Annotated in this window: 17 protein-coding genes and 1 pseudogene; 8 read left to right on the top strand and 10 right to left on the bottom strand. The window is 61.4% G+C overall.

Features of this window, described 5'->3' with window-relative positions:
- Nucleotides 1–492: 492 nt before the first annotated feature.
- Both gltB and LPU83_RS55965 read left to right on the top strand, forming a co-directional pair.
- Nucleotides 493–5,217 carry a glutamate synthase large subunit gene (gene gltB / locus LPU83_RS55970; RefSeq protein WP_024318217.1) on the top strand — a complete coding sequence of 1,575 codons (4,725 nt, stop codon included), beginning with the start codon at nucleotides 493–495 and terminating at the stop codon, nucleotides 5,215–5,217.
- A gap of 222 nt (nucleotides 5,218–5,439) precedes the next feature.
- Nucleotides 5,440–6,894 (top strand): glutamate synthase subunit beta, encoded by a 1,455-nt coding sequence (locus tag LPU83_RS55965; RefSeq protein WP_024318216.1) that lies wholly within the window; start codon nucleotides 5,440–5,442, stop codon nucleotides 6,892–6,894.
- Between the two features lie 70 nt (nucleotides 6,895–6,964).
- On the opposite strand, the pseudogene LPU83_RS55960 reads toward LPU83_RS55965, so the two are convergent.
- The 3 genes and pseudogenes from LPU83_RS55960 to LPU83_RS55950 form a co-directional block, all read right to left on the bottom strand.
- Nucleotides 6,965–7,596: pseudogene (locus tag LPU83_RS55960) on the bottom strand (nucleotidyltransferase domain-containing protein).
- A gap of 131 nt (nucleotides 7,597–7,727) precedes the next feature.
- Nucleotides 7,728–8,957 (bottom strand): SGNH/GDSL hydrolase family protein, encoded by a 1,230-nt coding sequence (locus LPU83_RS55955; RefSeq protein WP_024318215.1) that lies wholly within the window; start codon nucleotides 8,955–8,957, stop codon nucleotides 7,728–7,730.
- A gap of 61 nt (nucleotides 8,958–9,018) precedes the next feature.
- Nucleotides 9,019–10,242, bottom strand: coding sequence for a lytic murein transglycosylase (locus tag LPU83_RS55950; RefSeq protein WP_024318214.1), 1,224 nt, complete (start codon nucleotides 10,240–10,242; stop codon nucleotides 9,019–9,021).
- A 200-nt stretch (nucleotides 10,243–10,442) separates the two neighbouring features.
- Here LPU83_RS55950 and galU point away from each other — a divergent pair, with 200 nt between their 5' ends.
- Nucleotides 10,443–11,330 carry a UTP--glucose-1-phosphate uridylyltransferase GalU gene (gene galU, locus LPU83_RS55945; RefSeq protein WP_024318213.1) on the top strand — a complete coding sequence of 296 codons (888 nt, stop codon included), beginning with the start codon at nucleotides 10,443–10,445 and terminating at the stop codon, nucleotides 11,328–11,330.
- Between the two features lie 66 nt (nucleotides 11,331–11,396).
- Here the strand turns inward: galU and LPU83_RS55940 are convergent, their stop codons facing one another.
- Nucleotides 11,397–12,920, bottom strand: a complete 1,524-nt coding sequence (locus tag LPU83_RS55940) for an outer membrane beta-barrel protein (RefSeq protein WP_024318212.1) — start codon at nucleotides 12,918–12,920, stop codon at nucleotides 11,397–11,399.
- Nucleotides 12,921–13,045: 125 nt separating this feature from the next.
- Here LPU83_RS55940 and LPU83_RS55935 point away from each other — a divergent pair, with 125 nt between their 5' ends.
- Nucleotides 13,046–14,041, top strand: coding sequence for a KpsF/GutQ family sugar-phosphate isomerase (locus tag LPU83_RS55935; protein WP_024318211.1), 996 nt, complete (start codon nucleotides 13,046–13,048; stop codon nucleotides 14,039–14,041).
- Here the strand turns inward: LPU83_RS55935 and LPU83_RS55930 are convergent, their stop codons facing one another.
- Both LPU83_RS55930 and LPU83_RS55925 read right to left on the bottom strand, forming a co-directional pair.
- Entirely contained in the window at nucleotides 14,042–14,497 is a 456-nt protein-coding gene (locus LPU83_RS55930; RefSeq protein ID WP_024318210.1) for an NfeD family protein, read from the bottom strand.
- A gap of 3 nt (nucleotides 14,498–14,500) precedes the next feature.
- On the bottom strand, nucleotides 14,501–15,499 hold the full coding sequence (locus tag LPU83_RS55925; protein ID WP_024318209.1) for an SPFH domain-containing protein: 999 nt from the start codon (nucleotides 15,497–15,499) through the stop codon (nucleotides 14,501–14,503).
- A 176-nt stretch (nucleotides 15,500–15,675) separates the two neighbouring features.
- Here LPU83_RS55925 and queC point away from each other — a divergent pair, with 176 nt between their 5' ends.
- Genes queC through queE form a run of 3 tightly spaced genes read left to right on the top strand, consistent with a single transcriptional unit; the run spans nucleotide 15,676 to nucleotide 17,476 of the window.
- On the top strand, nucleotides 15,676–16,386 hold the full coding sequence (gene queC / locus LPU83_RS55920) for a 7-cyano-7-deazaguanine synthase QueC (RefSeq protein ID WP_024318208.1): 711 nt from the start codon (nucleotides 15,676–15,678) through the stop codon (nucleotides 16,384–16,386).
- Nucleotides 16,386–16,742, top strand: a complete 357-nt coding sequence (gene queD / locus LPU83_RS55915; RefSeq protein ID WP_024318207.1) for a 6-carboxytetrahydropterin synthase QueD — start codon at nucleotides 16,386–16,388, stop codon at nucleotides 16,740–16,742. Before queC ends, queD begins: the two co-directional genes overlap by 1 nt.
- Nucleotides 16,739–17,476: a 7-carboxy-7-deazaguanine synthase QueE gene (queE, locus tag LPU83_RS55910; protein WP_024318206.1), complete on the top strand. Its 738-nt coding sequence runs from the start codon at nucleotides 16,739–16,741 to the stop codon at nucleotides 17,474–17,476. The genes queD and queE overlap by 4 nt, the downstream gene beginning before the upstream one ends.
- A gap of 3 nt (nucleotides 17,477–17,479) precedes the next feature.
- On the opposite strand, the gene hemH is transcribed toward queE, so the two are convergent.
- Nucleotides 17,480–18,514, bottom strand: coding sequence for a ferrochelatase (gene hemH / locus LPU83_RS55905; RefSeq protein WP_024318205.1), 1,035 nt, complete (start codon nucleotides 18,512–18,514; stop codon nucleotides 17,480–17,482).
- Nucleotides 18,515–18,637: 123 nt separating this feature from the next.
- Nucleotides 18,638–20,533 (bottom strand): bifunctional metallophosphatase/5'-nucleotidase, encoded by a 1,896-nt coding sequence (locus tag LPU83_RS55900; protein WP_024318204.1) that lies wholly within the window; start codon nucleotides 20,531–20,533, stop codon nucleotides 18,638–18,640.
- A 206-nt stretch (nucleotides 20,534–20,739) separates the two neighbouring features.
- On the opposite strand from LPU83_RS55900, the gene LPU83_RS55895 reads away from it, so the two are divergent.
- Nucleotides 20,740–22,077 carry an IS4 family transposase gene (locus LPU83_RS55895; RefSeq protein ID WP_197901934.1) on the top strand — a complete coding sequence of 446 codons (1,338 nt, stop codon included), beginning with the start codon at nucleotides 20,740–20,742 and terminating at the stop codon, nucleotides 22,075–22,077.
- A 50-nt stretch (nucleotides 22,078–22,127) separates the two neighbouring features.
- On the opposite strand, the gene omp10 is transcribed toward LPU83_RS55895, so the two are convergent.
- On the bottom strand, nucleotides 22,128–22,496 hold the full coding sequence (gene omp10, locus LPU83_RS55890) for an outer membrane lipoprotein Omp10 (RefSeq protein WP_024318277.1): 369 nt from the start codon (nucleotides 22,494–22,496) through the stop codon (nucleotides 22,128–22,130).
- Nucleotides 22,497–22,666: 170 nt separating this feature from the next.
- Entirely contained in the window at nucleotides 22,667–24,118 is a 1,452-nt protein-coding gene (locus LPU83_RS55885) for a homospermidine synthase (protein WP_024318276.1), read from the bottom strand.
- Nucleotides 24,119–24,140: the final 22 nt, after the last annotated feature.

Genomic DNA, 24,140 nt, shown 5'->3' with positions numbered 1-24,140 from the left:
CGACATTACGCTATCGCCTGCGCGGGTCAAAGGGGCGGCGTGGAATCCATCACAAAAATTGACCTAAGCAATCAATAAACAAAATAATGCGGAGTTGCGTAATTTTATGTCTCGATGTCTACCTATGTGGTAATATTCTGTCGCCAATCGACGATTTTTTGATTCAACGCTCTTGCGCGGGCGGGATGTTTCTGGCATAGATCGAGTGAATTAGGACAGGGTTGCTGTCCTATTTTGGCCGCGATGGCCGAAGAGGCGCCAAAAAACCTTACACTCGTGGGGTTTCACGCTATAGTTCTTCAAATGCGGGCAGAAGCCCGCGTGCGGAGGCGGATGGCAGGCGCGGGAGCGCAACGGTTGCTTTCCCTGGAGAGCCTGCCGCCGGCGACCGGATCTTCGATAATGCAACAGAGCTGTCACGCGCCGAACCTAGGATCAGGGGCGACGCGGGACAAGAAGCCGCCCGCAGCTCGCGGGCTCTGACAGGAGGGAATGATGACGAAGACGCCATCCACGGGTTTTGACCAGTTCGCAGCGGCAACGACGCGTGCGACGGCCAATACGCGTAAATTCGCCTCCGGCCTGCCGCGAAAACAGGGACTTTACGACCCGCGCAACGAGCATGATGCCTGCGGTGTCGGCTTCGTCGCCCATATGAAGGGTCAGAAATCGCACCAGATCGTCAAGGACGGTCTTTTTATTCTCGAGAACCTGACGCACCGCGGTGCCGTCGGCGCCGATCCGCTGATGGGCGACGGTGCTGGCATCCTCGTGCAGATCCCGGACCGCTTCTTCCGCGAGGAAATGGCCAGGCAGGGTATCACGCTGCCGAAGGTCGGCGAATACGGCATGGGTCACATCTTCATGCCGCGCGACGAAAAGCAGATCGCGCACTTCAAGAAGGTGATCCAGGACGTCATCGTCGAGGAAGGTCAGGTCTTCCTCGGCTTCCGCGATGTGCCCGTCGACAACTCCTCGCTTTCCAAGGCGCCCGAGATTGCCGCGACCGAGCCGCATCATGTGCAGGTCTTCATTGGTGCGGGCAAGGATGCTGCGACCAACGACGAGTTCGAGCGTCGCCTGTTCACGCTGCGCAAGGTGATCTCCAACCGCATCTACGACGAGTTTGATGGCGAGGAGAGCAACTTCTATCCGGTGTCGCTGTCGTCGGCGACCGTTGTCTACAAGGGCATGTTCCTGGCCTACCAGGTGGGGGCTTACTATAAGGACCTGTCGGATCCGCGTTTCGAGTCCGCGGTTGCCCTCGTGCACCAGCGCTTCTCCACCAACACTTTCCCGTCGTGGAAGCTGGCGCACCCCTACCGCATGGTTGCCCACAACGGTGAAATCAACACGCTGCGCTCCAACGTCAATTGGATGGCGGCACGTCAGGCCTCGGTTTCTTCGCCGCTCTTCGGTGACGACATCTCCAAGCTCTGGCCAATCTCCTATGAAGGCCAGTCCGACACGGCCTGTTTTGACAACGCCCTCGAGTTCCTCGTGCGCGGCGGCTACTCCATGGCGCATGCCGTGATGATGCTGATCCCGGAAGCCTGGGCGGGCAACCAGTCGATGGCGGCCGAGCGCAAGGCATTCTACGAATATCACGCTGCGCTAATGGAGCCGTGGGACGGACCGGCGGCTGTCGCCTTCACCGACGGCAAGCAGATCGGCGCGACGCTCGACCGCAACGGCCTGCGTCCGGCTCGCTATCTTGTCACGAATGACGACCGCGTCATCCTTGCATCTGAAGCCGGCACGCTGCCGGTGCCGGAGGAGGACATCGTCCAGAAGTGGCGCCTGCAGCCGGGCAAGATGCTGCTGATCGACATGGAAAAGGGCCGGATCGTTTCCGACGAGGAAGTGAAGTCCGAGCTTGCCACCAAACATCCCTATCGCAGCTGGCTGGATCGCACGCAGCTGATCCTCGAAGACCTGAAGCCGGTCGAGCCGCGTGCGCTGCGCCGCGACGTTTCACTGCTCAACCGCCAGCAGGCCTTCGGCTACACGACCGAGGACACCAAGATCCTGATGTCGCCGATGGCGACCACGGGTCAGGAGGCCGTGGGTTCGATGGGCACGGATACGCCGATTTCGGCGATGTCGGAAAAGTCGAAGCTGCTCTATACCTACTTCAAGCAGAACTTCGCGCAGGTCACGAACCCGCCGATCGACCCGATCCGCGAAGAGCTCGTCATGAGCCTCGTCTCGTTCATCGGACCGCGTCCGAACATTCTCGACCATACGGGTATGGCGAACGCCAAGCGCCTGGAAGTGCGCCAGCCGATCCTGACCAATGGCGATCTGGAAAAGATCCGCTCGATCGGTCATACGGAAGACCGCTTCGACACCAAGACGCTCGACTTCACCTATGATGTCGAACGCGGCGCCGAAGGCATGCCCGAAATGCTCGACCGTCTCTGCGAGCGCGCCGAAGCCGCGGTCAAGGGCGGCTACAACATCATCGTGCTCTCCGACCGCCAGATCGGCCCGGACCGCATCGCCATTCCCGCGCTGCTGGCGACGGCTGCCGTGCACCATCACCTGATCCGTAAAGGGCTGCGCACCTCGGTCGGTCTCGTCGTCGAAACCGGCGAGCCGCGCGAAGTGCACCACTTCTGCCTGCTCGCAGGCTATGGCGCCGAAGCGATCAACCCTTACCTTGCCTTCGACACGTTGCTCGACATGCATGCCAAGGGCGAGTTCCCGAAGGAAGTCGACGCCAGCGAAGTCGTCTACCGCTACATCAAGGCGGTCGGCAAAGGCATCCTCAAGGTCATGTCGAAGATGGGCATCTCGACCTATCAGTCCTATTGCGGCGGCCAGATCTTCGATGCGATCGGCCTGCAGCAGGAGCTGGTCGACAAGTACTTCTTCGGCACGGCAACGATGATCGAAGGCGTCGATCTCGCCGCGATCGCCGAAGAGACTGTTGCGCGTCACACCTCCGCCTTCGGCAAGGATCCGCTGCTGGCGACGACGCTCGACATCGGGGGCGAGTATGCCTACCGCATGCGCGGCGAAAGCCATGCCTGGACGCCGGATGCGGTCGCAACGCTTCAGCATGCCGTTCGCGGCAATGCCGAAGACCGCTACCGCGAGTTCGCCGAGATGGTGAACACCTCGGCGCTGCGCATGAACACGATCCGTGGCCTCTTCAACATCAAGAGCGCCGAAGAGATCGGTCGCAAGCCGGTCTCGGTCGACGCGGTCGAGCCAGCGGTCGATATCGTCAAGCGCTTCTCGACGGGTGCCATGTCCTTCGGCTCGATCAGCCGCGAGGCACACACGACGCTGGCGATCGCCATGAACCGGATCGGCGGCAAGTCCAACACCGGCGAGGGCGGTGAAGAATCCGACCGTTACATGCCGCTGCCGGATGGTTCGTCGAACCCGGAACGCTCGGCGATCAAGCAGATCGCATCGGGACGCTTCGGTGTCACGACCGAGTATCTGGTCAATGCCGATATGCTGCAGATCAAGGTGGCGCAGGGTGCCAAGCCCGGCGAAGGCGGCCAGCTTCCTGGCCACAAGGTTGACGCGACGGTTGCCAAGACCCGCCACTCGACTCCGGGTGTCGGCCTGATCTCGCCGCCGCCGCATCACGACATCTATTCGATCGAAGATCTGGCGCAGCTGATCTATGACCTGAAGAACGTCAACCAGACGTCGGATGTGTCGGTCAAGCTCGTCTCGGAAGTCGGCGTCGGCACGGTTGCGGCCGGCGTTGCCAAGGCGCGCGCCGACCACATCACGGTCTCCGGCTTCGATGGCGGCACCGGCGCATCGCCGCTGACCTCGCTGAAGCATGCCGGCAGCCCGTGGGAAATCGGCCTTGCCGAAACCCAGCAGACCCTGGTGCTGAACGGATTGCGCTCGCGCATTGCCCTGCAGGTCGACGGCGGCCTGAAGACCGGCCGCGATGTCATCATCGGAGCGCTTCTCGGCGCCGACGAATTCGGCTTCGCGACGGCACCTTTGATCGCTGCCGGCTGCATCATGATGCGCAAGTGCCATTTGAACACCTGTCCTGTCGGCGTTGCCACGCAGGACCCGGTTCTGCGCAAGCGCTTCAAGGGCACGCCCGAGCACGTCGTCAACTACTTCTTCTTCGTCGCCAACGAAGTGCGCGAAATCCTCGCCTCGCTCGGCTTCACCAAGCTCGATGACATCATCGGCGCTTCGGAGCTGCTCGAGAAGGACGAAATGCTGGCGCACTGGAAGTCCAAGGGTCTCGACTTCAGCCGCATCTTCCACAAGGTCGAGGCGCCGAAGGATGCAACCTACTGGACGACCCGCCAGAAGCACCCGATCGACGACATTCTTGACCGCAAGCTGATCGAGGAGGCGCAGCCGGCGCTGACCTCGAAGACGCCGGTTGCCTTCGAAGTGGACATCAAGAACGTCGACCGTTCGGCCGGTGCGATGCTCTCCGGGGAAGTCGCCAAGCGCTACAACCACCGCGGCCTCAAGGACGACACGATCAACGTGACGCTCAGGGGCACTGCCGGGCAGTCGTTCGGCGCCTTCCTAGCGCGCGGCATCACCTTCAACCTGATCGGTGACGGCAACGACTATGTCGGTAAGGGCCTGTCGGGCGGCAAGATCATCGTCCGGCCGCCGGAGAATTCGAAGATCGTCGCGGAAGACTCCATCATCGTCGGCAACACCGTGCTCTACGGTGCGACCGAAGGCGAGTGCTACTTCCGCGGTGTCGCGGGCGAGCGCTTCGCGGTCCGCAACTCCGGTGCGATCGCCATCGTCGAAGGCGTGGGCGACCACGGCTGCGAATACATGACGGGCGGTGTCGTCGTCGTACTCGGCTCAACGGGCCGCAACTTTGCGGCCGGCATGTCCGGCGGCGTGGCTTATGTGCTCGACGAAGCCGGCGATTTTGCCAAAAGATGCAACATGGCGATGGTCGAACTCGAGCCGGTTCCGGAAGAGGACGACATGCTGGAGAAGCTGCATCACCACGGCGGCGACCTCATGCACAAGGGACGCGTCGACGTTTCGGGTGACATGACGCGCCACGACGAAGAGCGTCTCTACCAGTTGATCTCCAACCATCTGCACTACACGGGTTCGACCCGCGCCAAGCAGATCCTGGACAACTGGGTCGACTACCGTCCGAAGTTCCGCAAGGTCATGCCGGTCGAGTACCGCCGTGCCCTGGAAGAAATGGAACGCGCCCGCATGGGAATTGCGGCCGAGTAATTACGCTTACTTCCGTTGCGCTGGTGAACGCCGGCGCGGCGGATGACCGAAGTATCTCAATGACCCACAGATCGGCAGCAGCCTAAGGCAGCGCAGACGCGTGGATGGCACTCAAGGGATATGCTTGATGACGGTCGAAAGAAGCAACCTGCCTCCGCTGTCGAGGCTGACGATGGACAACTGGCCGCAGGCGAGGCGGTCATGAGTGTAAGGGACGAAAATATGGGTAAGGTCACAGGGTTTCTGGAAATCGACCGGCAGGTGGCGAAGTATCAGCCTGCCTCGGATCGCATCCGGCATTTCCGCGAATTCACGATCCCGATGTCGGACCAGGAAGTACAGAAACAGGCAGCGCGCTGCATGGACTGTGGCATCCCCTATTGCCATGGGCCGACCGGTTGTCCGGTGCACAACCAGATTCCTGACTGGAACGACCTCGTCTATAACAACAACTGGGAAGCGGCGATCCAGAACCTGCATTCGACCAACAACTTCCCGGAATTCACCGGCCGCGTCTGCCCCGCCCCCTGCGAGGAAGCGTGCACACTAAACCTTGAAGACACGCCGGTTGCGATCAAGACGGTCGAGCAGGCGATCGCCGACAAGGCCTACGAGCTCGGTTTCATCCGCCCGCAGCCGGCCACGGTGCACACGGGCAAGAAGGTGGCGATCGTCGGTTCCGGCCCTGCCGGCATGGCGGCTGCGCAACAGCTCGGCCGCGCCGGCCACGACGTTCACCTCTACGAGCGCGAGTCGAAGCCCGGCGGCCTGCTGCGCTACGGCATCCCTGATTTCAAGATGGAGAAGAACTTCATCGATCGCCGCGTCGAGCAGATGAAAGGCGAGGGCGTCACCTTCCATTGTGGCGTCAATGTCGGCGTCGACGTGAAGGTCGAGCAGCTGCTTTCGGATTGTGATGCCGTGCTCTATTGCGGCGGTTCGGAAACGCCCCGCGAAGCAGGCATTCCGGGCATCGAGCTTGCCGGTGTCCACGATGCGATGCCGTACCTTGTGCAGCAGAACAAGCGCGTCGGCCGCGAAAACATCGACAGCGTCGGCTGGGCGTCTGACCCGATCCTTGCAGGCGCCAAGCATGTCGTCGTCGTCGGCGGTGGCGATACCGCGTCCGACTGCGTCGGCACGGCGTTCCGTCAGGGTGCCGTGAAGGTTACCCAGCTCGACATTCGCCCGCAGCCGCCGGAGAAGGAAGACAAGCTCGCCGTCTGGCCGTTCTGGGCGACGAAGATGCGCACCTCGTCTTCACAGGCGGAAGGCGCCATTCGCGAGTTCCAGGTTGCAACGCTCGAGTTCGTCGGCGAAGATGGCGTGCTGACCGGCGTGAAGTGCTGCGAAGTCGACGAGCGTCGCAAGCCGATCGCGGGCACGGAATTCATCATCAAGGCCGACCTCGCCTTTATCGCGATCGGCTTCAGTGGTCCGTTCAAGGACAGTGTGCTGAAGGAGCTCGACGGTAAGCTGACGCTCAATACCGACCGCCGCGGCTCGACCAACGTCGTTGCCAATGACCGCGACTACAAGACCTCGGTCGACAAGTTCTGGACGGCAGGCGACGTTCGCCGCGGCCAGTCGCTGGTCGTCTGGGCGATCCGCGAAGGCCGCCAGGCCGCCCGCGCCATCGATGAAGCCCTGATGGGCTCGACGGTTCTACCGCGGTAAGCAATGCCGTTTGATGAATGGAGTTAGGGCCGCTTTGTGCGGCCCTTTTCATTCCATGGACTCCGGATCACTACTGCGCGAGCGTCATCGGCGGCTCTTGCAGGCCCTTCAACCATTCGTGGCCGGGGTGGCATGCCGCAAGCGAGGTTTTCAGCACCGACGTTTCGAAACCGGCAGCCTCGGCAAGGCCCTCTCGAAGTCGATTTCATCCTTGGGGCGTCCGTATTTCGCCTTGAACAGAAGGACGGCAGCCGGCTTCAAATAGGGAATACCTTCAGCCGTCGTATCGACCATCTCGTCGCGCGGGCGGGAAATGGCAGGTTGTCGTTTGTAGATCCAGGTGTCGAGCGTTCCCGGCTCGATCATCATGTCGACGCGCCAGCGCCGCTCCTCCATGTCCAGACACCATATCTGCGAGATTGCTGCCGGTGGCTCCTCGTCTGCTGGCAGGTACTCGACAACGCCATCTCCAGCGGTATCGAATTCCATGCCTTTCAGAGCATCGCGAAAGATGCCGAAATCTTGCCGCAGGATGGTAAATTCCAGGTCCTCGTGCTCGCGGGTCTGATGCCCGTGCCAAAGGTCGAGCGCCCATCCGCCAACAATGCACCACCGCCTTGAGACAGCGCTCAGCCGGGCTGCCAGTTCCGCGGGATGCCAAGCGGGCCACGCGCCGTGATCAATCGGCATTTGTGATTGCATGACGTTTGTCTCCGTCTGCGCTGTCGGGTGCTCGCTAGGGCGGAGGTTTCCGCACGGGTGGTCAGTTTCACAAAACGAGCAGCAGCCAAGTCCGCCGCTGAGATCAAGGACGGGCTTTCGCCTGACGTTGCCTATTTGATGGAAACCTGCGCCGCGGGCTTCATCGGCGTCATGCGGTAGTCATCGACGCGGCCGGCGGGGGGAGGCGCCATCTCGCCGTCCTGAACCAGCATGTCGCGCGGTGACTTGGTCACGCTGACCGGCAGGGCTCTGCCGCCGAGAAGCTCCGCGCCGCCATCGAGGTTCGGGTCGGACAGGCTGATCGGTTCGGTCCGGCCCGGTGTTGCGAGAGCGTCGAGCGTGGGCGCATTGCCCGTGTCAAGCCGGACGAGGTCGGGGCTTGCCTGAATGCCGAGGATGCGGCGCACGGGCTTCTCGACATAAAAGGCGAGCTTGCGCCGGCCGGCCTCGGTCAAGTTGATTCCGTCTGACGTGCGCAGGCGCACCTGCTGGCCGTTGATATCCGAGCCAGTGACAATGAATTCACCGCCTTCGCTGACGAAGCCATCCCAGATGTCAACGAACTCGCCGCCGACGCTCTCCATCTGCTTGCGGAACAGCTGGTTGAGCTGCACTGCATCGGCCGTCATCGCAGGCGAATCGAAGGCCGGCAGGCCGACCCACAGGAGCGGGATCTTGCGGCTGGTGACCTGCTTGCCGAAGTCTACGACACGGCGCTGATATTCGACATACCAGCCGTCGGTCCTGAATTTTTCCTTGCCTACATCCGTCACCATCTGCTGGCGGTCATTCGCGCCAAGCATAACGATGACCATGGCGGGCTTCGCCTCGTCCATGAACTTTGTCAGCTGTTGCGGCCAATCATAGTAGTCGTCTCGCACCAGACCGGAGGCGACGTTGCTGTGCGTCTCGATGAGGATGCCGGGAGAATCCTTGAACGCCGCATCCATGCCGACGCCAAGACCGCCGGCGAGAAAATCGCCGACGACAAGGATCTTCTGAGCGTTGACAAGTTTCTCGACTACCTTCTCTTCAACGACCACGGGAGCGGCTGGGCGTGGCGCTGCGGCCGCCTTCGGCGCCGCCTTCCTCTTCGGCGCAGGTTGTCGCTGCGGCGCGTTCTGAGACGGTGCCTGTCGCGGATATTCCTGGATGTAGCGACGACCAAGGAAGAAGTCGAGAATGGAGCGGCGATAGTAATAGCGCTCCTGCGCATCAGCCACGTGTACCGGCAGCGCGCTGAAGACAAGCACCAGTGTCGCGGCGCCGATCGCACCCCAGCAGCGCGTTGCCCGGTTTACTCGTTTACGCATAGTCAGCAGCCTCGCATCTGCCGGCATTCTCGCATGGAGCAGGAAGGCGCGTCCACACCCCAAGATACATGTCGTCGATTTATTCTTCTTATTTGCGAAGCGCGTTCAAGAGCGGCAGCGATGGCTCGCCGTCCTGCTGCATTCCAATACGGGCCTGGACCGCCGCAATGGCTGCCTTCGATCCGCTGCCGAAGTTGCCGTCGACCTCGCCGTCATAATAGCCGAGCGTCTTCAGGCGCGTCTGCAGTTCGAACTTCTCCTTGACGTCGAGCGTGCCACCCGGGCGGGGCCAGCGCTGCTTCATGCCGCCATAGCCGGCGATCTCGTCCGCCAGCAGCCCGACGGCGATCGCATAGCTGTCCGAGGCGTTGTAGTTCTTGATGGTGAAGAAATTGCTGGTCATCAGGAAGCCCGGGCCATCGGCGCCAGCCGGCATCTTGAGGACGGCGTTGCTGCCGCCTTCGCGGAAGCCCTTGCCGTTGGGCCGTGTCAGGCCGAGGGAGGCCCACTGCGCCAGCGAGTGAGTCTTACCGACCTGCTTTCGCGCGTTCGGCGGTACGACGACCTCGTACCCCCAGGTCTTGCCCGCGTCCCAGCCGTTCTTCATCAGCAGGTTGGCCGATGTCGCCAGGGCATCGGGCACGGAGTTCCAGATGTCGCGATGACCGTTGCCGTCGGCGTCGACCGCGTAGAGCAGGTAGCTTGTCGGAATGAACTGGGTATGGCCCATGGCGCCCGCCCAGGAGCCGGTCATGCCATCCGGGGAGATATCGCCGTTCTGCAGGATCTTCAGTGCGGCGATCAGCTGCTTCTTGGCGAATTTCGCGCGGCGTTCGTCGGCGTAGGCGAGCGTCGCCAAAGCGCGCGGCACATAATGCAGGCGGTCATCCTTGTCGAGAACTGCGCCATAGTTGGACTCCATCGACCAGATGGCGAGGAGAATCGTCTTGTCCACACCGAATTGGCGTTGGATCGCATTCAGTGTCGAGGCATGCTTGGCAGCCATCTGACGGCCGATCTGAACCGTGTACGGATTTACACGGGAATCCACGTAGTCCCAGATTTTCGTTGTAAATTCAGGCTGATAGGTTGCCTTCTCGAGCACGGTCGGGTCCGGATCGCTGACGCCTGAGAAGGCTTTGCGATATGTTGCCTTGCTGATGCCATTTTGAGCGGCAGTTTGGTAGAAGTCCGCGATCCACTTCTGGAACCGCTGATCGGCTTTCGCGTTGAGGGGAGCCAGACCGGCGGACGCGGTCACGATGAGTACGATAGCAAGACCACGAAGGGAGTTTCTGTGATTTTGAGTCATCGGCGGTCATCCGTCCTTTCGTTTCAGGCACAGCAGAGCGCGAAGTTCCGCTCAGGCCTGAGACTACCTGAACGAAGTCAACAAATTCTTTACCATGACGCAGGAACGCAGTCACCATTTGCAAAACGGTAGCAAATCTCATCTAGTCCAATCAAAAATGCCTTTTATTTCAAGCGGTGTAATCATCGCAGGAGGATTGTGTGGCAGAGCATAAAAAAGTTCGCAAAGCTGTATTTCCGGTTGCGGGTCTCGGGACTCGCTTTCTCCCGGCCACGAAAGCCGTGCCGAAGGAAATGCTGACTGTCGTCGACAAACCGATCATTCAGTATGTGGTCGACGAGGCTTTGGAAGCGGGCATCGAGCATTTCGTTTTCGTCACCGGTCGTAACAAACACATTATCGAAGACTACTTCGATATCCACTTCGAGCTCGAGCAGACGCTGCGCGAGCGCAGCAAGCAGGCGGAAATGACCCTGCTTGCCGGCCAACTTCCCAAGGCTGGTACGGTCAGCTTCACCCGCCAGCAGGAGCCGCTCGGTCTCGGCCATGCCGTCTGGTGTGCCCGCGAGATCGTTGGCAATGAGCCTTTCGCGCTGCTGCTGCCCGACATGATCATGAAAAGCGAAGGCAAGGGCTGCATGAAGGGCATGATCGATCTTTATGCCCAGAGCGGCGGCAACATCGTCGCTGTCGAAGAGTGCGCGCCCGATCAGGCCCACAAATACGGCATCGTCGGCGTCGGCGAGGCGATCGGGGATGGCTTCCGCATCACCGGCATGGTCGAGAAGCCGGCCAAGGGTACAGCGCCGTCGAATTACTTCATCAACGGCCGCTACATCCTGCAGCCTGAGGTCTTCAAGATCCTCGAGACGCAGGAACGCGGTGCCGGCAACGAGATCCAGCTTACCGACGGCATGCTGAAGCTGCTGAAGGACCAGGCCTTTGCAGGCTATCACTTCCGCGGGACGACCTATGACTGCGGCGCCAAGGACGGCTTCATCCTGGCGAACGTAGCGTTCGCACTGGAGCGTGCCGACATCCGCCCAACCGTCGAGGGCGGTTTCAAGGAACTGCTGAAGGGCCTCTGAAGCAGGCCCGCTGCTTAAGCGAATTGCGTCCGCCTTCAAGTCTCCCACTTGGAGGCGGATTTCGTTTCAGCGCTTCAGTTTGAGGCCGACACCGGCTCGCCACTGCTCGGAGTCGCTGCTCGTCTTGCGAGCCGTCAGTTCGTAGCCGATCGTGCTGGTCAGATCGAGGTAGCGGTTGATATTCCAGATCAGACCGGCGCTGGTGGTATAGACCGTTTCGTCGCTGGTCGAGCTATCCGCGGGGTAATCGCGGAATGTAATACCGCCAAGCACCGTGCCTGTCAGGTTATCACGCAGCTGATGCGTGAGGCCCGTCGCCAAGGCATGGGAAACGTAGCCGGATTCACCGGCGGTCGTCGATGGGTTGATGCTTGTCAACAGGCCGATGTTAACGTCGGTGCCTCTGAGCGGCGACCAAAGGAGTTGAGCGTCCACCACGGCCGTGTCGATATTCGAAAGGCGCGGATCGTCGAAGGTGGCCGTCTCGTAGCCGACGCCAACCTCGCCGCGAAGCTTTTCGCCCATATCTAGCTCGACGCCGACCTTGGCGCCATAGCTATCCCCCGACCGCCGGTAGCCAGCGGAATCAACTCTCTCGTCATAGACCGTCGTGCCGACATTGGCCTCGATGAAGGGGATGAGCGCGGGAGAAAGCTCGTAGCCGATACGGCCGCGGATCGTGCCGCTGGTCTGGTTGCGGTCGCCTAGTGAAATAGTGGTGCCGTCCGACAACGTGGCGTCGGAATAGATCGCGCGGCTCAGACCGATGCCGGTACTGCCGCGCAGGATGCCGAAGTCGCGCTCGATCGAGGCGCCGGCACTGAATTCCTGGACGTCCGATTGCTTGTCCGCGTTCTGCACGGCATTGGGATCATCGGTGTCTTCGCGGTAGAAATGGTAGCCGCCGCTCATGTGCGCCGTCGTGTCCTGCGCAAGATCAAGGCGCAGATCGCCGAAGATCCTGAAATCAGGCTGTTCTTCGCCTTCGCCGCTGACGTTCTTCTGCCAGGCGCCTTCGGTGGTCACCAAGAGCTGGTGCAAGGCCCAGTCCGACGTCAGCGTCGTGTGCATGTCGGTTTCGAGGAACGCGCGCGTCTGCTTGACGCCGCCATCCTTCTGCGTCTCGGTGTTGATGCTCTGGGTGACGGTGGGGCGCAGCACGAAGGTTCCGATGCGGATGCCGGGCGTTTCCTCGGTTGCCGGGTTCGGCTCCGGCTTGCGGGGCGGCAGCCGCTCGTCGAGCGGCGCCTCGCGCGTGTTGAGGCGTATCATGTCCTCATCAAGGATCGCCCCGGTGGTTTCATCGCTCGGCTTCTGATCGGGCGCTGCAATGGCGGCGGCGGTGGTTCCTTGCGCTGCATTATCAGCCGCTGACGTGGTGCCGTCAGACGGTTTTGGGATATCGCCTTCATCCTCGGTCGCCGCAGCAGGCAGCGTAGTGGACGAGCGTATCGAGCTGTTTGGGGCCGGCGTCGACTGCGCAAATGCGGCTTGGGGAGCAAGGAGAACGCCTACCGTCAGAGCCATGGATACGGCAAAGCCCGCCGCACGGAGCGGCGTTAGACTGCTCGTATCCTTCCTATGGCCCATGTCGATCCTGGCATGCTTCGAAGCGTTACCCGAACGTAAAGGCTTGTGGTTAACCATTCGTTGCGACGGCATGCCTTGAGGATCAGCCGATGGACTCGGCCGGTGAAAACCGCTAACGCAGTGCCATGATCAAAAGAGCGGTAAATGTCATCGAAAACGGTGTTCTTGAGTCTGCAAAGCGGACGATCGGCACCGAGAGGCGGGCGCTTGAAGCCCTGGAGCGAGCTTTTGACGACGGCCTTACCGAGTCTTTCATGCGCGCCGTCGAGACGATCACCGGGATCACCGGTCGCGTCATCGTTACCGGTGTCGGCAAGAGCGGCCATATCGGCGTGAAAATCGCGGCGACACTGGCTTCAACGGGAACGCCGGCGTTCTTCGTCCACGCTGCCGAGGCCAACCATGGCGATCTCGGGATGATCGGCACGACGGATGTCGTTCTTGCCCTATCCAAGGGCGGAGAAAGCGCTGAGCTTCGCAGCATCGTCGCCTATACGCGTCGTTTTTTGATTCCGCTGATTGCCGTCACTTGTTCCGAGAAATCGTCACTCGCGACTGCCGCCGACATCATCCTGCTGATGCCGAACGAGGAGGAGGCTTGCCCGCATGGCCTTGCTCCGACAACGTCGACCTTGATGCAGCTGGCGATGGGCGATGCGCTGGCAATCGCCCTGCTCGACGCGCGCGGCTTTTCTGCCCGCGATTTTCATGTCTTCCACCCAGGCGGCAAGCTCGGTGCGAGTCTCAGCCACGTCGCCGACATCATGCATACGGGTGATCGCGTGCCATTGGTGGCGAAGGGGACGTCGGTGCCGGAAGCCATCTCGACACTCTCGCGCAAACACTTCGGCTGCGTCGGGATCGTGGAAGGGGACGGCCGTCTCTGTGGTATCGTTACCGAAGGCGACGTGGCGCGCAACCTCACGCGCAATCTCTCCGAGCTGCTGGTTGACGACATCATGACGCGCACGCCAAAGACGGTGAAGCCGACGGTGCTTGCAACGGCCGCGCTTGCGATGCTCAACCAGCACAGCATCGGCGCATTGATCGTCGTCGACGACGAAAACCGCCCGATCGGGCTCGTGCACTTCCATGATCTGCTGCGGATCGGAGTGGCCTGATCAGGCCGCTTCCACGGTTAGATCGCGGCCGCTGCTTGCTACCACTTTTACCTTGGTGCCGATTGGCAGGTCCGGGCCGCTGACGCGCCAGACCGTATCGTCGAGGCGAATGCGGCCGCGCCCTTCGCGAATGGGCTCCGCCAGCGTTGCGGTGCGCCCGACGAGGCTTTCGGCCCGCTGATTCAAAAAAGGCTGATCCGTTTCGCCGTGCCGCAGGGTCAGTTTGCGGCCGATGAACGTTGCCACGACGGCAAGCAGCGCAAACAGGATGGCCTGGACCTGCCAGAACCAGAAACTGCTGTCCCAGAACAGCAGCGACAGCACGCCGACGACCAAGGCAGCAAGGCCGATCCAGACGAGGAAGAAGCCCGGTGCGATCAACTCTGCCGCCAGCAGCACCAGGCCGGCGATCCACCAGCTCCAGGGTCCGAGTTCCGCGACAAGGCTGGCAATCATGGCTCAGCGCTCCGTGGTCGGGTTGAAAGGGTTGACGGGCGGTGTGGTGCGCTGCGTTGGGCGCGGCGCCGGCGGAGTCGGATTGTCGCCAAAGACCTCCTTGGCAATCGCGCCAATGCCGCCGAGCGATCCGATGAGGGAGGACGCCTCGACGGGCATCAACACGACCTTGGAATTGGTGGCGGTGCCGATCGAGGCAAGCGCTTCGGTATATTTCTGCGCAACGAAATAGTTGATGGCCTGGACATTGCCTGATGCGATCGCTTCGGACACCATCTTCGTCGCCTTGGCTTCTGCTTCGGCGAGGCGCTCGCGAGCTTCCGCGTTGCGGAAGGCCGCTTCGCGTTGGCCCTCGGCCTGGAGGATGGCGGATTGCTTGGCGCCTTCGGCGCGAAGGATCTGAGCATTTCGGGCGCCCTCGGCCTCAAGCACCTGCGCGCGCTTCTCGCGCTCGGCCTTCATCTGCCGTGCCATGGCGTCGACGAGGTCGCGCGGCGGTTGAATGTCCTTGATCTCGACGCGCGTCACCTTGATGCCCCAGGGCTGCACAGCATCGTCGACGACGCGCAGAAGGCGGTCGTTGATCACGTCGCGGTTCGACAGCAACTCGTCGAGATCCAGGGAGCCCATCACGGTGCGGATGTTCGTCATCGTCAGGTTCAGAATGGCATTCTCGAGCTGCGCGACCTGATAGGCGGCCTCGGCGGCATTGAGGACCTGGAAGAAGGCGACGGCGTCGGCCGAAATGGAAGCGTTATCCTTGGTGATTACCTCCTGCGTCGGCACGATGAGAACCTGCTCCATGACGTTCATGCGGGCGCCGACACGCTCGATGAAGGGGGTAATCAGGTTGAGGCCGGGTTCCAGCGTGCGGGTGTAGCGGCCAAAGCGCTCGATCGTGTAGCGGTAGCCCTGCGGCACCGTCTTGATCCCGGCAAACAGGACCAGGATGACGAACACCACCAGCGCAATAACGACGATATCAAAGCCGCCCAGAACCATAAAACTCCCCCGCGATAGAATCGACGGACACAACCTTAGACCAGCCGACCTGAAACGCCAGTATCGGATTCGATATGGGATGTCGGTTGGCTATTCACAACGGGGTCGCTTTGGCCTAGAAGGCGCGCAGGAAATACCGGTCGCAGCCCACCCGGTCAAAACAAGGGATCCTCATCATGAAGACTATCGTCATCTGCTCCGGCGGATTGGACTCCATTTCGCTCGCCCATCGAGTGGCGGCGGAGCATCAGCTTATCGGCCTGCTTTCCTTCGATTACGGACAGCGACACCGCAAGGAACTGGACTTTGCCACAGCCTGCGCCAAGCGGCTCGGCGTGCCACACCAGATCATCGATATCCGCACCATCGGGCGGCACCTGACGGGATCGGCGCTGACCGACGACGTCGACGTGCCAGATGGCCACTATGCCGAAGAGACGATGAAGGCGACCGTGGTGCCGAACCGGAACGCAATCATGCTGGCAATCGCCTTTGGTCTTGCCGCGGCTCAAAAGGCAGATGCCGTGGCCGTTGCCGTGCATGGCGGGGATCATTTCATCTATCCCGATTGCCGTCCGGGCTTCATCGACGCCTTCCAGGAAATGCAGAACCAGGCGCTTGACGGCTACGCCAGCGTCTCGCTGCATGCACCTTACGTCAACATCTCGAAGGCCGATATCGTTGCCGATGGCGCGAAATACGGAACGCCCTTTGCCGAGACGTGGTCCTGCTACAAGGGCGGTACACGCCATTGCGGGCGTTGCGGTACCTGCGTGGAGCGGCGTGAGGCCTTTCATCTTGCTGGCGTTGCCGATCCCACGGAATACGAGGATCCGGATTTCTGGGTGGCGGCAACATCAGGCTATTCGGCCAGGGAGGTGAAGTGATGTTTCGCATCACCAAGGAGTTCCACTTCTCCGCATCGCATCAGCTGACCCATTTGCCCGCCGATCACCAGTGCGCGCGGCTGCACGGACACAACTACATCGTGGTCGTGGAGCTTGCGGCTGCCGAGCTCGACGAGAACGGCTTCGTGCGCGACTATCACGAGCTTTCGCCGCTGAAGCGCTACATCGACGAGCGCTTCGACCATCGGCACCTGAATGAGGTGTTCGGCCATGACCGCGTGACGTCGGAATATCTCGCCAAGCACTTCTACGACTGGTGCAAAGAGTGGCTACCGGAAACCTCGGCCGTGCGCGTCAGTGAAACGCCGAAGACCTGGGCGGAATACCGGCCATGAGCGGGGCTCGCGAGACGCAGATCCGCGTCAGCGAGATCTTCGGGCCGACGATCCAGGGGGAAGGCATTCTGATCGGCCTGCCGACCGTCTTCGTTCGCACCGGCGGCTGCGATTATCGCTGTTCGTGGTGCGACAGCCTGCATGCGGTCGACAGCGCGTATCGCGAACAGTGGCTGCCCATGACGGTCGATGGCATATGGGCAGAGGTGACGCGGCTCTCCGGGGGCAAGCCGCTGATGGTGTCGCTCTCCGGCGGCAATCCGGCGATCCAGCCGCTTGGCGGTCTGATCGCGCACGGGCATGAGCGAGGCTATAGGTTCGCGCTGGAGACGCAGGGCAGCGTCGCCAAGGAATGGTTTGCCGATCTCGATGTCTTGGTGCTGAGCCCCAAGCCGCCCTCGAGCGGCATGGCAACTGACTTCGATGCCTTCGAGAACTGTCTCGGGATGGCCGCCGATGGACCTGAGATCGCCCTGAAGATCGTCGTTTTCGACGATCGCGACTACGCCTATGCCCGCGAGGCGGCCACCCGCTATCCCGATTTGCCCGTCTATCTGCAGCCGGGGAACCACACGCCACCGCCGCCTGATGACGACGATGCGCGCGTCGACATCGATGGCATCATGGACAGGATGCTGTGGCTCGTCGACAAGGTCACCGAGGACCGGTGGTTCGAGGCACGGGTGCTGCCCCAGCTGCACGTTCTGCTCTGGGGCAACAAGCGCGGCGTCTGACGATCAAGCCCAGCCGAGCAGTTCGCGGCGGACGACTTTCTCCAGCACCCGCATGCCGTCCTCGCTGTCGTTGAGGCAAGGAATGTGGGTGAACTGCTTGCCGCCGTGCGCATGGAAGGAGTGGGCGGCCTGTTCGGCGATTTCTTCCAACGTCTCCAGACAGTCGGAGACGAAGCCGGGGTTCAGCACGGCGATCTTCTTGACGCCGTCCTGTGCAAGTTTCTCCACCGTCTTGTCGGTGTAGGGCTGCAGCCACTCTTCAGGCCCGAAGCGGGACTGGAAGGTCACCATGAATTTGTCTTCCGGCAGCCCCAGCCGTTCGCGCAGCAGCCGGCCGGTCTTCTGGCATTGCCAGTAATAGGGATCGCCCTGCTCTGAATAGGAGAGCGGGATGCCGTGGAAGGAGGCAAGCACCATGTCCGGTTGCCAATCCAGCGCCGCCAGATGGTTCATGACCGAATTGGCCAGAGCCTCGATATAGGTCTCGTCGTCATGGTAGTCGGGGACGGTGCGAAGCGCCGGCTGCCAGCGCATCTTGAGCAGCTTCTGGAAGGCCTTGTCGTTGACCGTCGCTGTCGTTGCGGCCGCATATTGCGGGTAGAGCGGGAAGAGAACAATGCGGTCGCAGCCTTCGTCTTTCAGCGCCTGGATGCGGGACGCGATAGAAGGCGTGCCATAGCGCATCGCCCAGTCGACTCTCACGTTGGGCAGATCCTTCAGGCGCTCGGCCATCAGATTGGACTGGTTGCGGGTGTAGGTGCGCAGATAGCTTTCGTTCTTGTCCTTGTTCCAGATCGTCTCATAGGCTTTGCCTACTTTCTGCGGACGCGTGTTGAGAACGATGCCGAATAGGATCGGATACCACTTCCAGGGCGACCATTCGATGACGCGTTTGTCGGTCAGGAACTCCTTCAGGTAGCGGCGCATGGAGGCGAAGTCGGTGCCATCGGGCGTGCCCAGATTGACGAGCAAAACGCCCACCTTGCCTGATTTCACGGGCGGATGGTCCGCCGGGCGGTGCGCAGTATCAACAGTCATTTGAACCCCGGTGCTCGTCTGGTCTGCCGGCTCGTATGCGGCCGGGCTTCGATGGTCACCCTATAGGAACAAAAGCCGGCCCGGGAAACCCCGGACCGGCTTTCAGGATCGAGACAAATCGTCTTACTTCGACGGAATCTGCAGTTCCTTGCCGATCGTCAGATGGCGTGGCGCCGGCGTGCCGTTGGCCTCGGAAATCCTCGTCCAGAGCGCACCGTCACCGTAGAACTGCTCGGCAAGATCCCAGAGCGTATCGCCAGCCGCGATGACGTGGTTGGTCGGCGTGTTCGGGGCAAGCGCAGCGGGAGCTTCGGCCGTGGGTGCTGCCGGAGCCGTGGCGGGTTGCGATGCCGCCGGGGAGGCAGGCGCAGCAGGCGCGGCCTCGGTGGTTGCCGGCGCTTCGGTTCCGGAGGCCGCAACTTGTGTCACGCGGCCGTCCGTATAGGGCTTGTAGGGCGAGTGCGCGGCCAGGTATTCGGCGGTCACGTCGGCAAGGTCCGGCCCGAAGTCGTAGGCGTTCTTACCGGCCGTCTCGAAGATCGAATAGCCGTCGCCACCTGCGCGCATGAAGTTGTTGGTGACCACGCCATAGCTCTTCGCGTCGTCGAGCGGCACGAAGGCATCGCCTTCCTTGACCTTGACCGATACGACACGGCTGCCAGCGGGCTTGGCTTTGTCGAACGTGTATTTCAGGCCCGACACCTGCGGGAAGCGGCCGGCGCCCTCCTCGATCTTGCCGAGGCCGTTTTCGAGCGCCTTGCGGATATCGGCGCCCGTCAGCTGGAAGGTCGCAAGCGTGTTCTGGAACGGCAGCACGGTGATGACTTCGCCCTGCGTGACGTCGCCGGCATCAATCGAGGCACGCAGCCCACCGCCGTTCTGGATGGCGATGCTCATGCCCTGGCTTTTGCCGCGGTCGAGCATGGCGTCGGCCACGAGGTTGCCCATCGAGCATTCCTCGACGCGACACACGGTGCGGTCGCCTTGGATCGGGGCCTGGCTGGAGCCGATGACCTTCTCGCGCAGCTCCTCGATCGGCTTGGCAAGTTCGGCGATCCGGGCGGTCAGCGTCGGATCGGGCATGAAGGAGGAATCGATCAGGATCGGGTCGCCCTTGGCTCCCTTGACGACGCCGTTGTCATCGAAGGTGACGACGATGTCGCCGAGATACTTGCTGTAGGACGCGGCCTGGACCACCGGCACCTTGTAGCCGCCGGGATTGTCGACCATCGTCGGGTAGGGCCCCTCGGCCTTCGGGTCGGTGTTGGACAGCAGGCTGTGCGAATGGCCGCCGACGACGACATCCACGTCAGGAATCTTGGCGATGGCTGCGAGGTCGCGGGGATAGCCGACATGGGTCAAAGCGATGATCTTGTTGACGCCCTGCTTCTTCAGGTCTTCGACGGCTGCCGTGATGGTCTGCACGTCGTCGGCGATCATCACCTTGGGACCGGGCGAGGAGAGTTCCTCCGTGTCGTTGGTCACGGCGCCAACGATGCCGATCTTCTGGCCGCCGACGTCGAGCACCAGCGAAGGCTTGATGCGGTCGCCGAGCTTCGAGCCGTCGCCGGCCAACACATTGGCTGAAATGACAGGGAATTGCACCTTGTCGAGGAAAGTTGCCAGGCCATCCTCGCTGTCGTCGAACTCGTGGTTGCCGACGGTCATCACGTCGAACTTCATGTCGTTCAGCACTTCGGCTTCGGCCGCACCCTTGTATGTCGTGTAGAAAAGCGAGCCCTGGAAATTGTCGCCGGCATTGAGCAGCAGCACGTTCTTGCCATCGAGAGCCTGTCGGCGCTGGTCGATCGCGGTCTTCAAGCGCGCCGCCCCCCCGAAGCATTCCTTCTTGGCCTCTTCATCGGCCGAGCAGGTGGAATCAAACTTGTTGATTGACTCGATGCGCGAATGGAAATCGTTGATATGAAGAATATTGAGTTCGTAATCGGCAAAAGCGGCGCCGCTCGACAGCGCCAGCATCGACGCGGTCAGCAGACCGAATTGAAATGATTTCGTCATCCTGCTCTCCTGATTTTTTGGGCGAAGCCTTTGACCCCTGCGGCTGCGCCGTCCCTGCGTGATCGATGTTTCCACCTAGCACTAGCGGCGGCAAGAGAAAAAGCTGTGACAGCCTCGACGCTTTCCAAGAGCGGCAAACAAAAAAGCTCCCACAAAGGGGTAATGCAGTTCACTTAGTGAGCTGCGGGCAAGTTTGATGGTTCAGGATGGGGATTCGTTTTCCCATCCTGTTTTTGTTTGTGATGTCACGCACCCTTGGACATTCGGCCGAATTATCGGCTCTTTCGCAGGCGATCGACCCGGACTGGATCGCTCAGGCTCTCGCCACGACAGGCAAGGCGAGCATCCGCAAGCGCAAGCTGCCAGCCGAGCAGGTCGTCTGGCTGGTGATTGCGTTGGCCCTTTATCGTCATCAGTCGATCCCGGAGGTGGTGGCTCATCTTGATCTGGTTTTGCCCGATGAGGTCAACGCGGATATTGCCAAGAGCGCGTTGACACAGGCACGGCAGCGCTTGGGTCAGGCACCGTTGGCGCAGTTGTTTGCAATGAGTGCATCATGCTGGGATGAACGCCACCAATCCGGGCGTGCCTGGCGGGGTCTTTGTCGTTATGCCGTGGACGGCAGCACGCTGCGGACGTCCGACAGCCCGGAGAACCGGGCGCATTTTGGAGCGCAGGCCTACGCGTCTGGCGTTGTCGCAAGCTATCCGCAATTGCGGCTGCTGACGCTGACGGCGCTGGCGACGCATCTGGTGCGTGATGCGGTGTTCGGAGCCTATGGCACAAACGAGATGCTCTATGCCAAAAGCCTGCTCGACCGGGTTCCGGACCATTCGCTGACGGTCTTCGACAAGGGCTTCTTCAGTGCCAGCCTTCTCTTGCAATTGCAGACGAAGGGACATGAGCGTCACTGGCTGATTCCGGCCAAAGCCAACAGCACATGGGAACGACTGGATCCGCACCCCACCGATTATCGGGTGCGCATGAAGGTCTCGCCCCAGGCGCGGCAGGCAGAACCGGACTTGCCGGCCTTCTGGGAGGTCAGGGCCATCGAGACGACCACCAGCCATGGCAAAAAGCGCATATTGTTGACATCGCTGATGGACAGACAAACTTATCCGGCAAGCGAAATCGTCCATCAGTATGAAGAGCGATGGCGCATCGAGACAAGTTATCGCGAACTCAAGCAGGAGCTTCTCGGTAGCGAACTGACCCTGCGAAGCGGCACGCCGGAGACTGTCTATCAGGAGGTCTGGGGCGCGTTGCTGGCCTACAATCTGGTGCGGCTCGAAATGGCAGAGGTCGCGACCGAAGCCCAAGTCGAGCCAACCCGACTAAGCTTTATCACAGCCCTGCATTACCTGCGTCACGAATGGGGATGGATGGCGATCGAAGCACCCGGCAAAATCCCCGCCCACCTCACCAGATTGAGAAACAGATTGGCAGACTTGCTGCTGACAGAAAAACGGGGGCGATCATGCCCCCGTGTCGTCAAAAAACTGCCTGCCAGATACCCGATAAGAGCCGTAAGCAAACCTAAGTGAACTGCATTACCCACAAAGGGGAGCTTTCGTCGTTCGGTGTCGGTGGACCTTTACATGCGGCGCGTCAAGGTGAACTGCGCCCCGGCATCCGAGGTGCAGTTCAACTGGCTCTGGGCCACCAGCGCGCAGTTGACCTTGGACTGCGTCTTGCGCACCAGCGACGTCATGTTGATCTCGACGAGCGACGGAGAGGTGTTCACATAGGTGCCAGAAGCGAGAAGCTGGTTGCTGTCGGTCGTGCGGGTGGTGAACGTTCCCGACTGGAAGGTCGAGATGATGCCGTTCGGATCCGCCCATGAGCCTTCAACGCCCGTTGGTGCCGGATTTGCGGCGACCGGCGTCGGGCGTGGCGACGACATGGTGCAAGCAGCCAAGGCTGCGGCAGCGCCGACGAGGGCAACGAGGGTTCTGATTTTCATGAGCTTCTCCCGGCGATCGGAACGAAAACTATCCGTGTGGTTGTGGAAAGACATGGCGCGGGCTCGGCGGGAAGGCAAGTCTCCAGCTAGAGGCGGCGGCATTTATACAGCAAGCGTTACGAAGTTGCCCGCCTTGCGGCGGGCAACTTCGGATGTGGTGCGGGCTAAGATCAACGAACGAGGATGTTCTTGAACTGCCACGGATCCTTGGCGTCGATCTCTTCCGGGAAGAGTCCCGGGCGACCGTCCAGCGGCGTCCAGTCGGTGTAGTGGCCTTCGACGGGTCCGAGGTATTGCGTCTGCACCTCGAGGCAGCGCTTGTAGTCGATCTCGTCGGCTTCAACGATGCCGGCGTCCGGGTTTTCGAGCGCCCAGACCATGCCGGCGAGAACAGCGGAGGTCACCTGCAGGCCGGTGGCGTTCTGGTAAGGAGCGATACGGCGGGTTTCTTCCAGCGACAGACGCGAGCCGTACCAGTAGGCGTTCTTTTCGTGGCCGTAGAGCAGGACGCCGAGTTCGTCGATGCCGTCCTCCAGTTCGTCCTCATCGAGAACGTGGTGAACGGGCTGCGACGTGCCGCCATTGCCGAACATTTCGTGCAGCGACAGCACGGCGTCGTTGGCCGGATGATAGGCGTAGTGGCAAGTCGGGCGGAATGTCGCTTCGCCATCCTTGTCGCGAACCGTGAAGTAATCCGCGATCGAGATCGACTCGTTGTGGGTGACGAGGAAGCCGTACTGCGGGCCGGGCGTCGGGCACCAGGTGCGAACGCGGGTATTGGCACCCGGCTGCTCGAGGTAGATTGCCGCCTTGCAACCCTTCTTATGCTTCTTGCCGTTCTTCGGCATCCAGTTTTCGTGAGTGCCCCAGCCGAGTTCGGCCGGCTGCAGGCCTTCGGAGATGAAGCCTTCGACCGACCAGGTGTTCCAGAAGACGTTGAGCGGCTTCGGGTGCTTGGTGCGCTGCGTGTCACGTTCGGCGATGTGGACGCCCTTGACGCCGACCTTCTTCATCAGCTTTGCCCAGCCTTCGCGGTCGTGCTGATCCGGCTCCTCGAACTTCAGGCCGATATCGTTGGCAAGATTGACGAGGGCCTTCTTGACGAACCACGAGACCATGCCCGGGTTGGCGCCGCAGGTCGAAACGGCGGTCGCGCCGCCCGGGTTCTTCGCCTTTTCCTTGCGCAGGGTTTCGCGCAGCGCGTAGTTGGTGCGGTCGGCATTTTTCATGCTCTTGTCGAAATAGAAGCCGAGCCAGGGTTCGACGACGGTGTCGATGTAGAGAGCGCCGAGCTTGCGGCAGAGCTTCATCAGGTCGACCGACCCGGTATCGACGGAAAGATTGACGCAGAAGCCTTGGCCGCCGCCTTCGGTCAGAAGCGGCTTCAGCAGCTCCTTGTAGTTGTCCTTGGTGACATGCGACTTGATGTGCCTGACGCCGTGCTTTGCCATGATTTCGGTGTGATCTGCATCGTCGCGCGGGTCGATGACTACCATCCGGCTCTTGTCGAACTTGAAGTGGCGCTCGATCAGCGGCAGCGTGCCGCGGCCGATGGAGCCAAAGCCGATCATCACGATCGGGCCGGTAATTTCGGCATATACCGGGTGGGTCTTTTCCGTCATTCTTTTCTCCTGTGGAAGGCGA

Source organism: Rhizobium favelukesii, from assembly GCF_000577275.2.
Taxonomy (GTDB): domain Bacteria; phylum Pseudomonadota; class Alphaproteobacteria; order Rhizobiales; family Rhizobiaceae; genus Rhizobium; species Rhizobium favelukesii.
This window is presented reverse-complemented; position numbering and strand designations above follow the sequence as displayed.

Bases quoted from the DNA above. Each gene is read 5' to 3' on its own strand.
- LPU83_RS55895 (WP_197901934.1), top strand. From the start codon at position 20,740: ATGGGGATTCGTTTTCCCATCCTGTTTTTGTTTGTGATGTCACGCACC.
- omp10 (WP_024318277.1), bottom strand. From the start codon at position 22,496: ATGAAAATCAGAACCCTCGTTGCCCTCGTCGGCGCTGCCGCAGCCTTG.
- LPU83_RS55940 (WP_024318212.1), bottom strand. From the start codon at position 12,920: ATGGGCCATAGGAAGGATACGAGCAGTCTAACGCCGCTCCGTGCGGCG.
- hemH (WP_024318205.1), bottom strand. From the start codon at position 18,514: ATGACTGTTGATACTGCGCACCGCCCGGCGGACCATCCGCCCGTGAAA.
- LPU83_RS55955 (WP_024318215.1), bottom strand. From the start codon at position 8,957: ATGCCGGCAGATGCGAGGCTGCTGACTATGCGTAAACGAGTAAACCGG.
- queD (WP_024318207.1), top strand. From the start codon at position 16,386: ATGTTTCGCATCACCAAGGAGTTCCACTTCTCCGCATCGCATCAGCTG.
- LPU83_RS55900 (WP_024318204.1), bottom strand. From the start codon at position 20,533: ATGACGAAATCATTTCAATTCGGTCTGCTGACCGCGTCGATGCTGGCG.
- LPU83_RS55950 (WP_024318214.1), bottom strand. From the start codon at position 10,242: ATGACTCAAAATCACAGAAACTCCCTTCGTGGTCTTGCTATCGTACTC.
- LPU83_RS55965 (WP_024318216.1), top strand. From the start codon at position 5,440: ATGGGTAAGGTCACAGGGTTTCTGGAAATCGACCGGCAGGTGGCGAAG.
- LPU83_RS55930 (WP_024318210.1), bottom strand. From the start codon at position 14,497: ATGATTGCCAGCCTTGTCGCGGAACTCGGACCCTGGAGCTGGTGGATC.
- gltB (WP_024318217.1), top strand. From the start codon at position 493: ATGATGACGAAGACGCCATCCACGGGTTTTGACCAGTTCGCAGCGGCA.
- LPU83_RS55885 (WP_024318276.1), bottom strand. From the start codon at position 24,118: ATGACGGAAAAGACCCACCCGGTATATGCCGAAATTACCGGCCCGATC.
- queE (WP_024318206.1), top strand. From the start codon at position 16,739: ATGAGCGGGGCTCGCGAGACGCAGATCCGCGTCAGCGAGATCTTCGGG.
- LPU83_RS55925 (WP_024318209.1), bottom strand. From the start codon at position 15,499: ATGGTTCTGGGCGGCTTTGATATCGTCGTTATTGCGCTGGTGGTGTTC.
- LPU83_RS55935 (WP_024318211.1), top strand. From the start codon at position 13,046: ATGATCAAAAGAGCGGTAAATGTCATCGAAAACGGTGTTCTTGAGTCT.
- queC (WP_024318208.1), top strand. From the start codon at position 15,676: ATGAAGACTATCGTCATCTGCTCCGGCGGATTGGACTCCATTTCGCTC.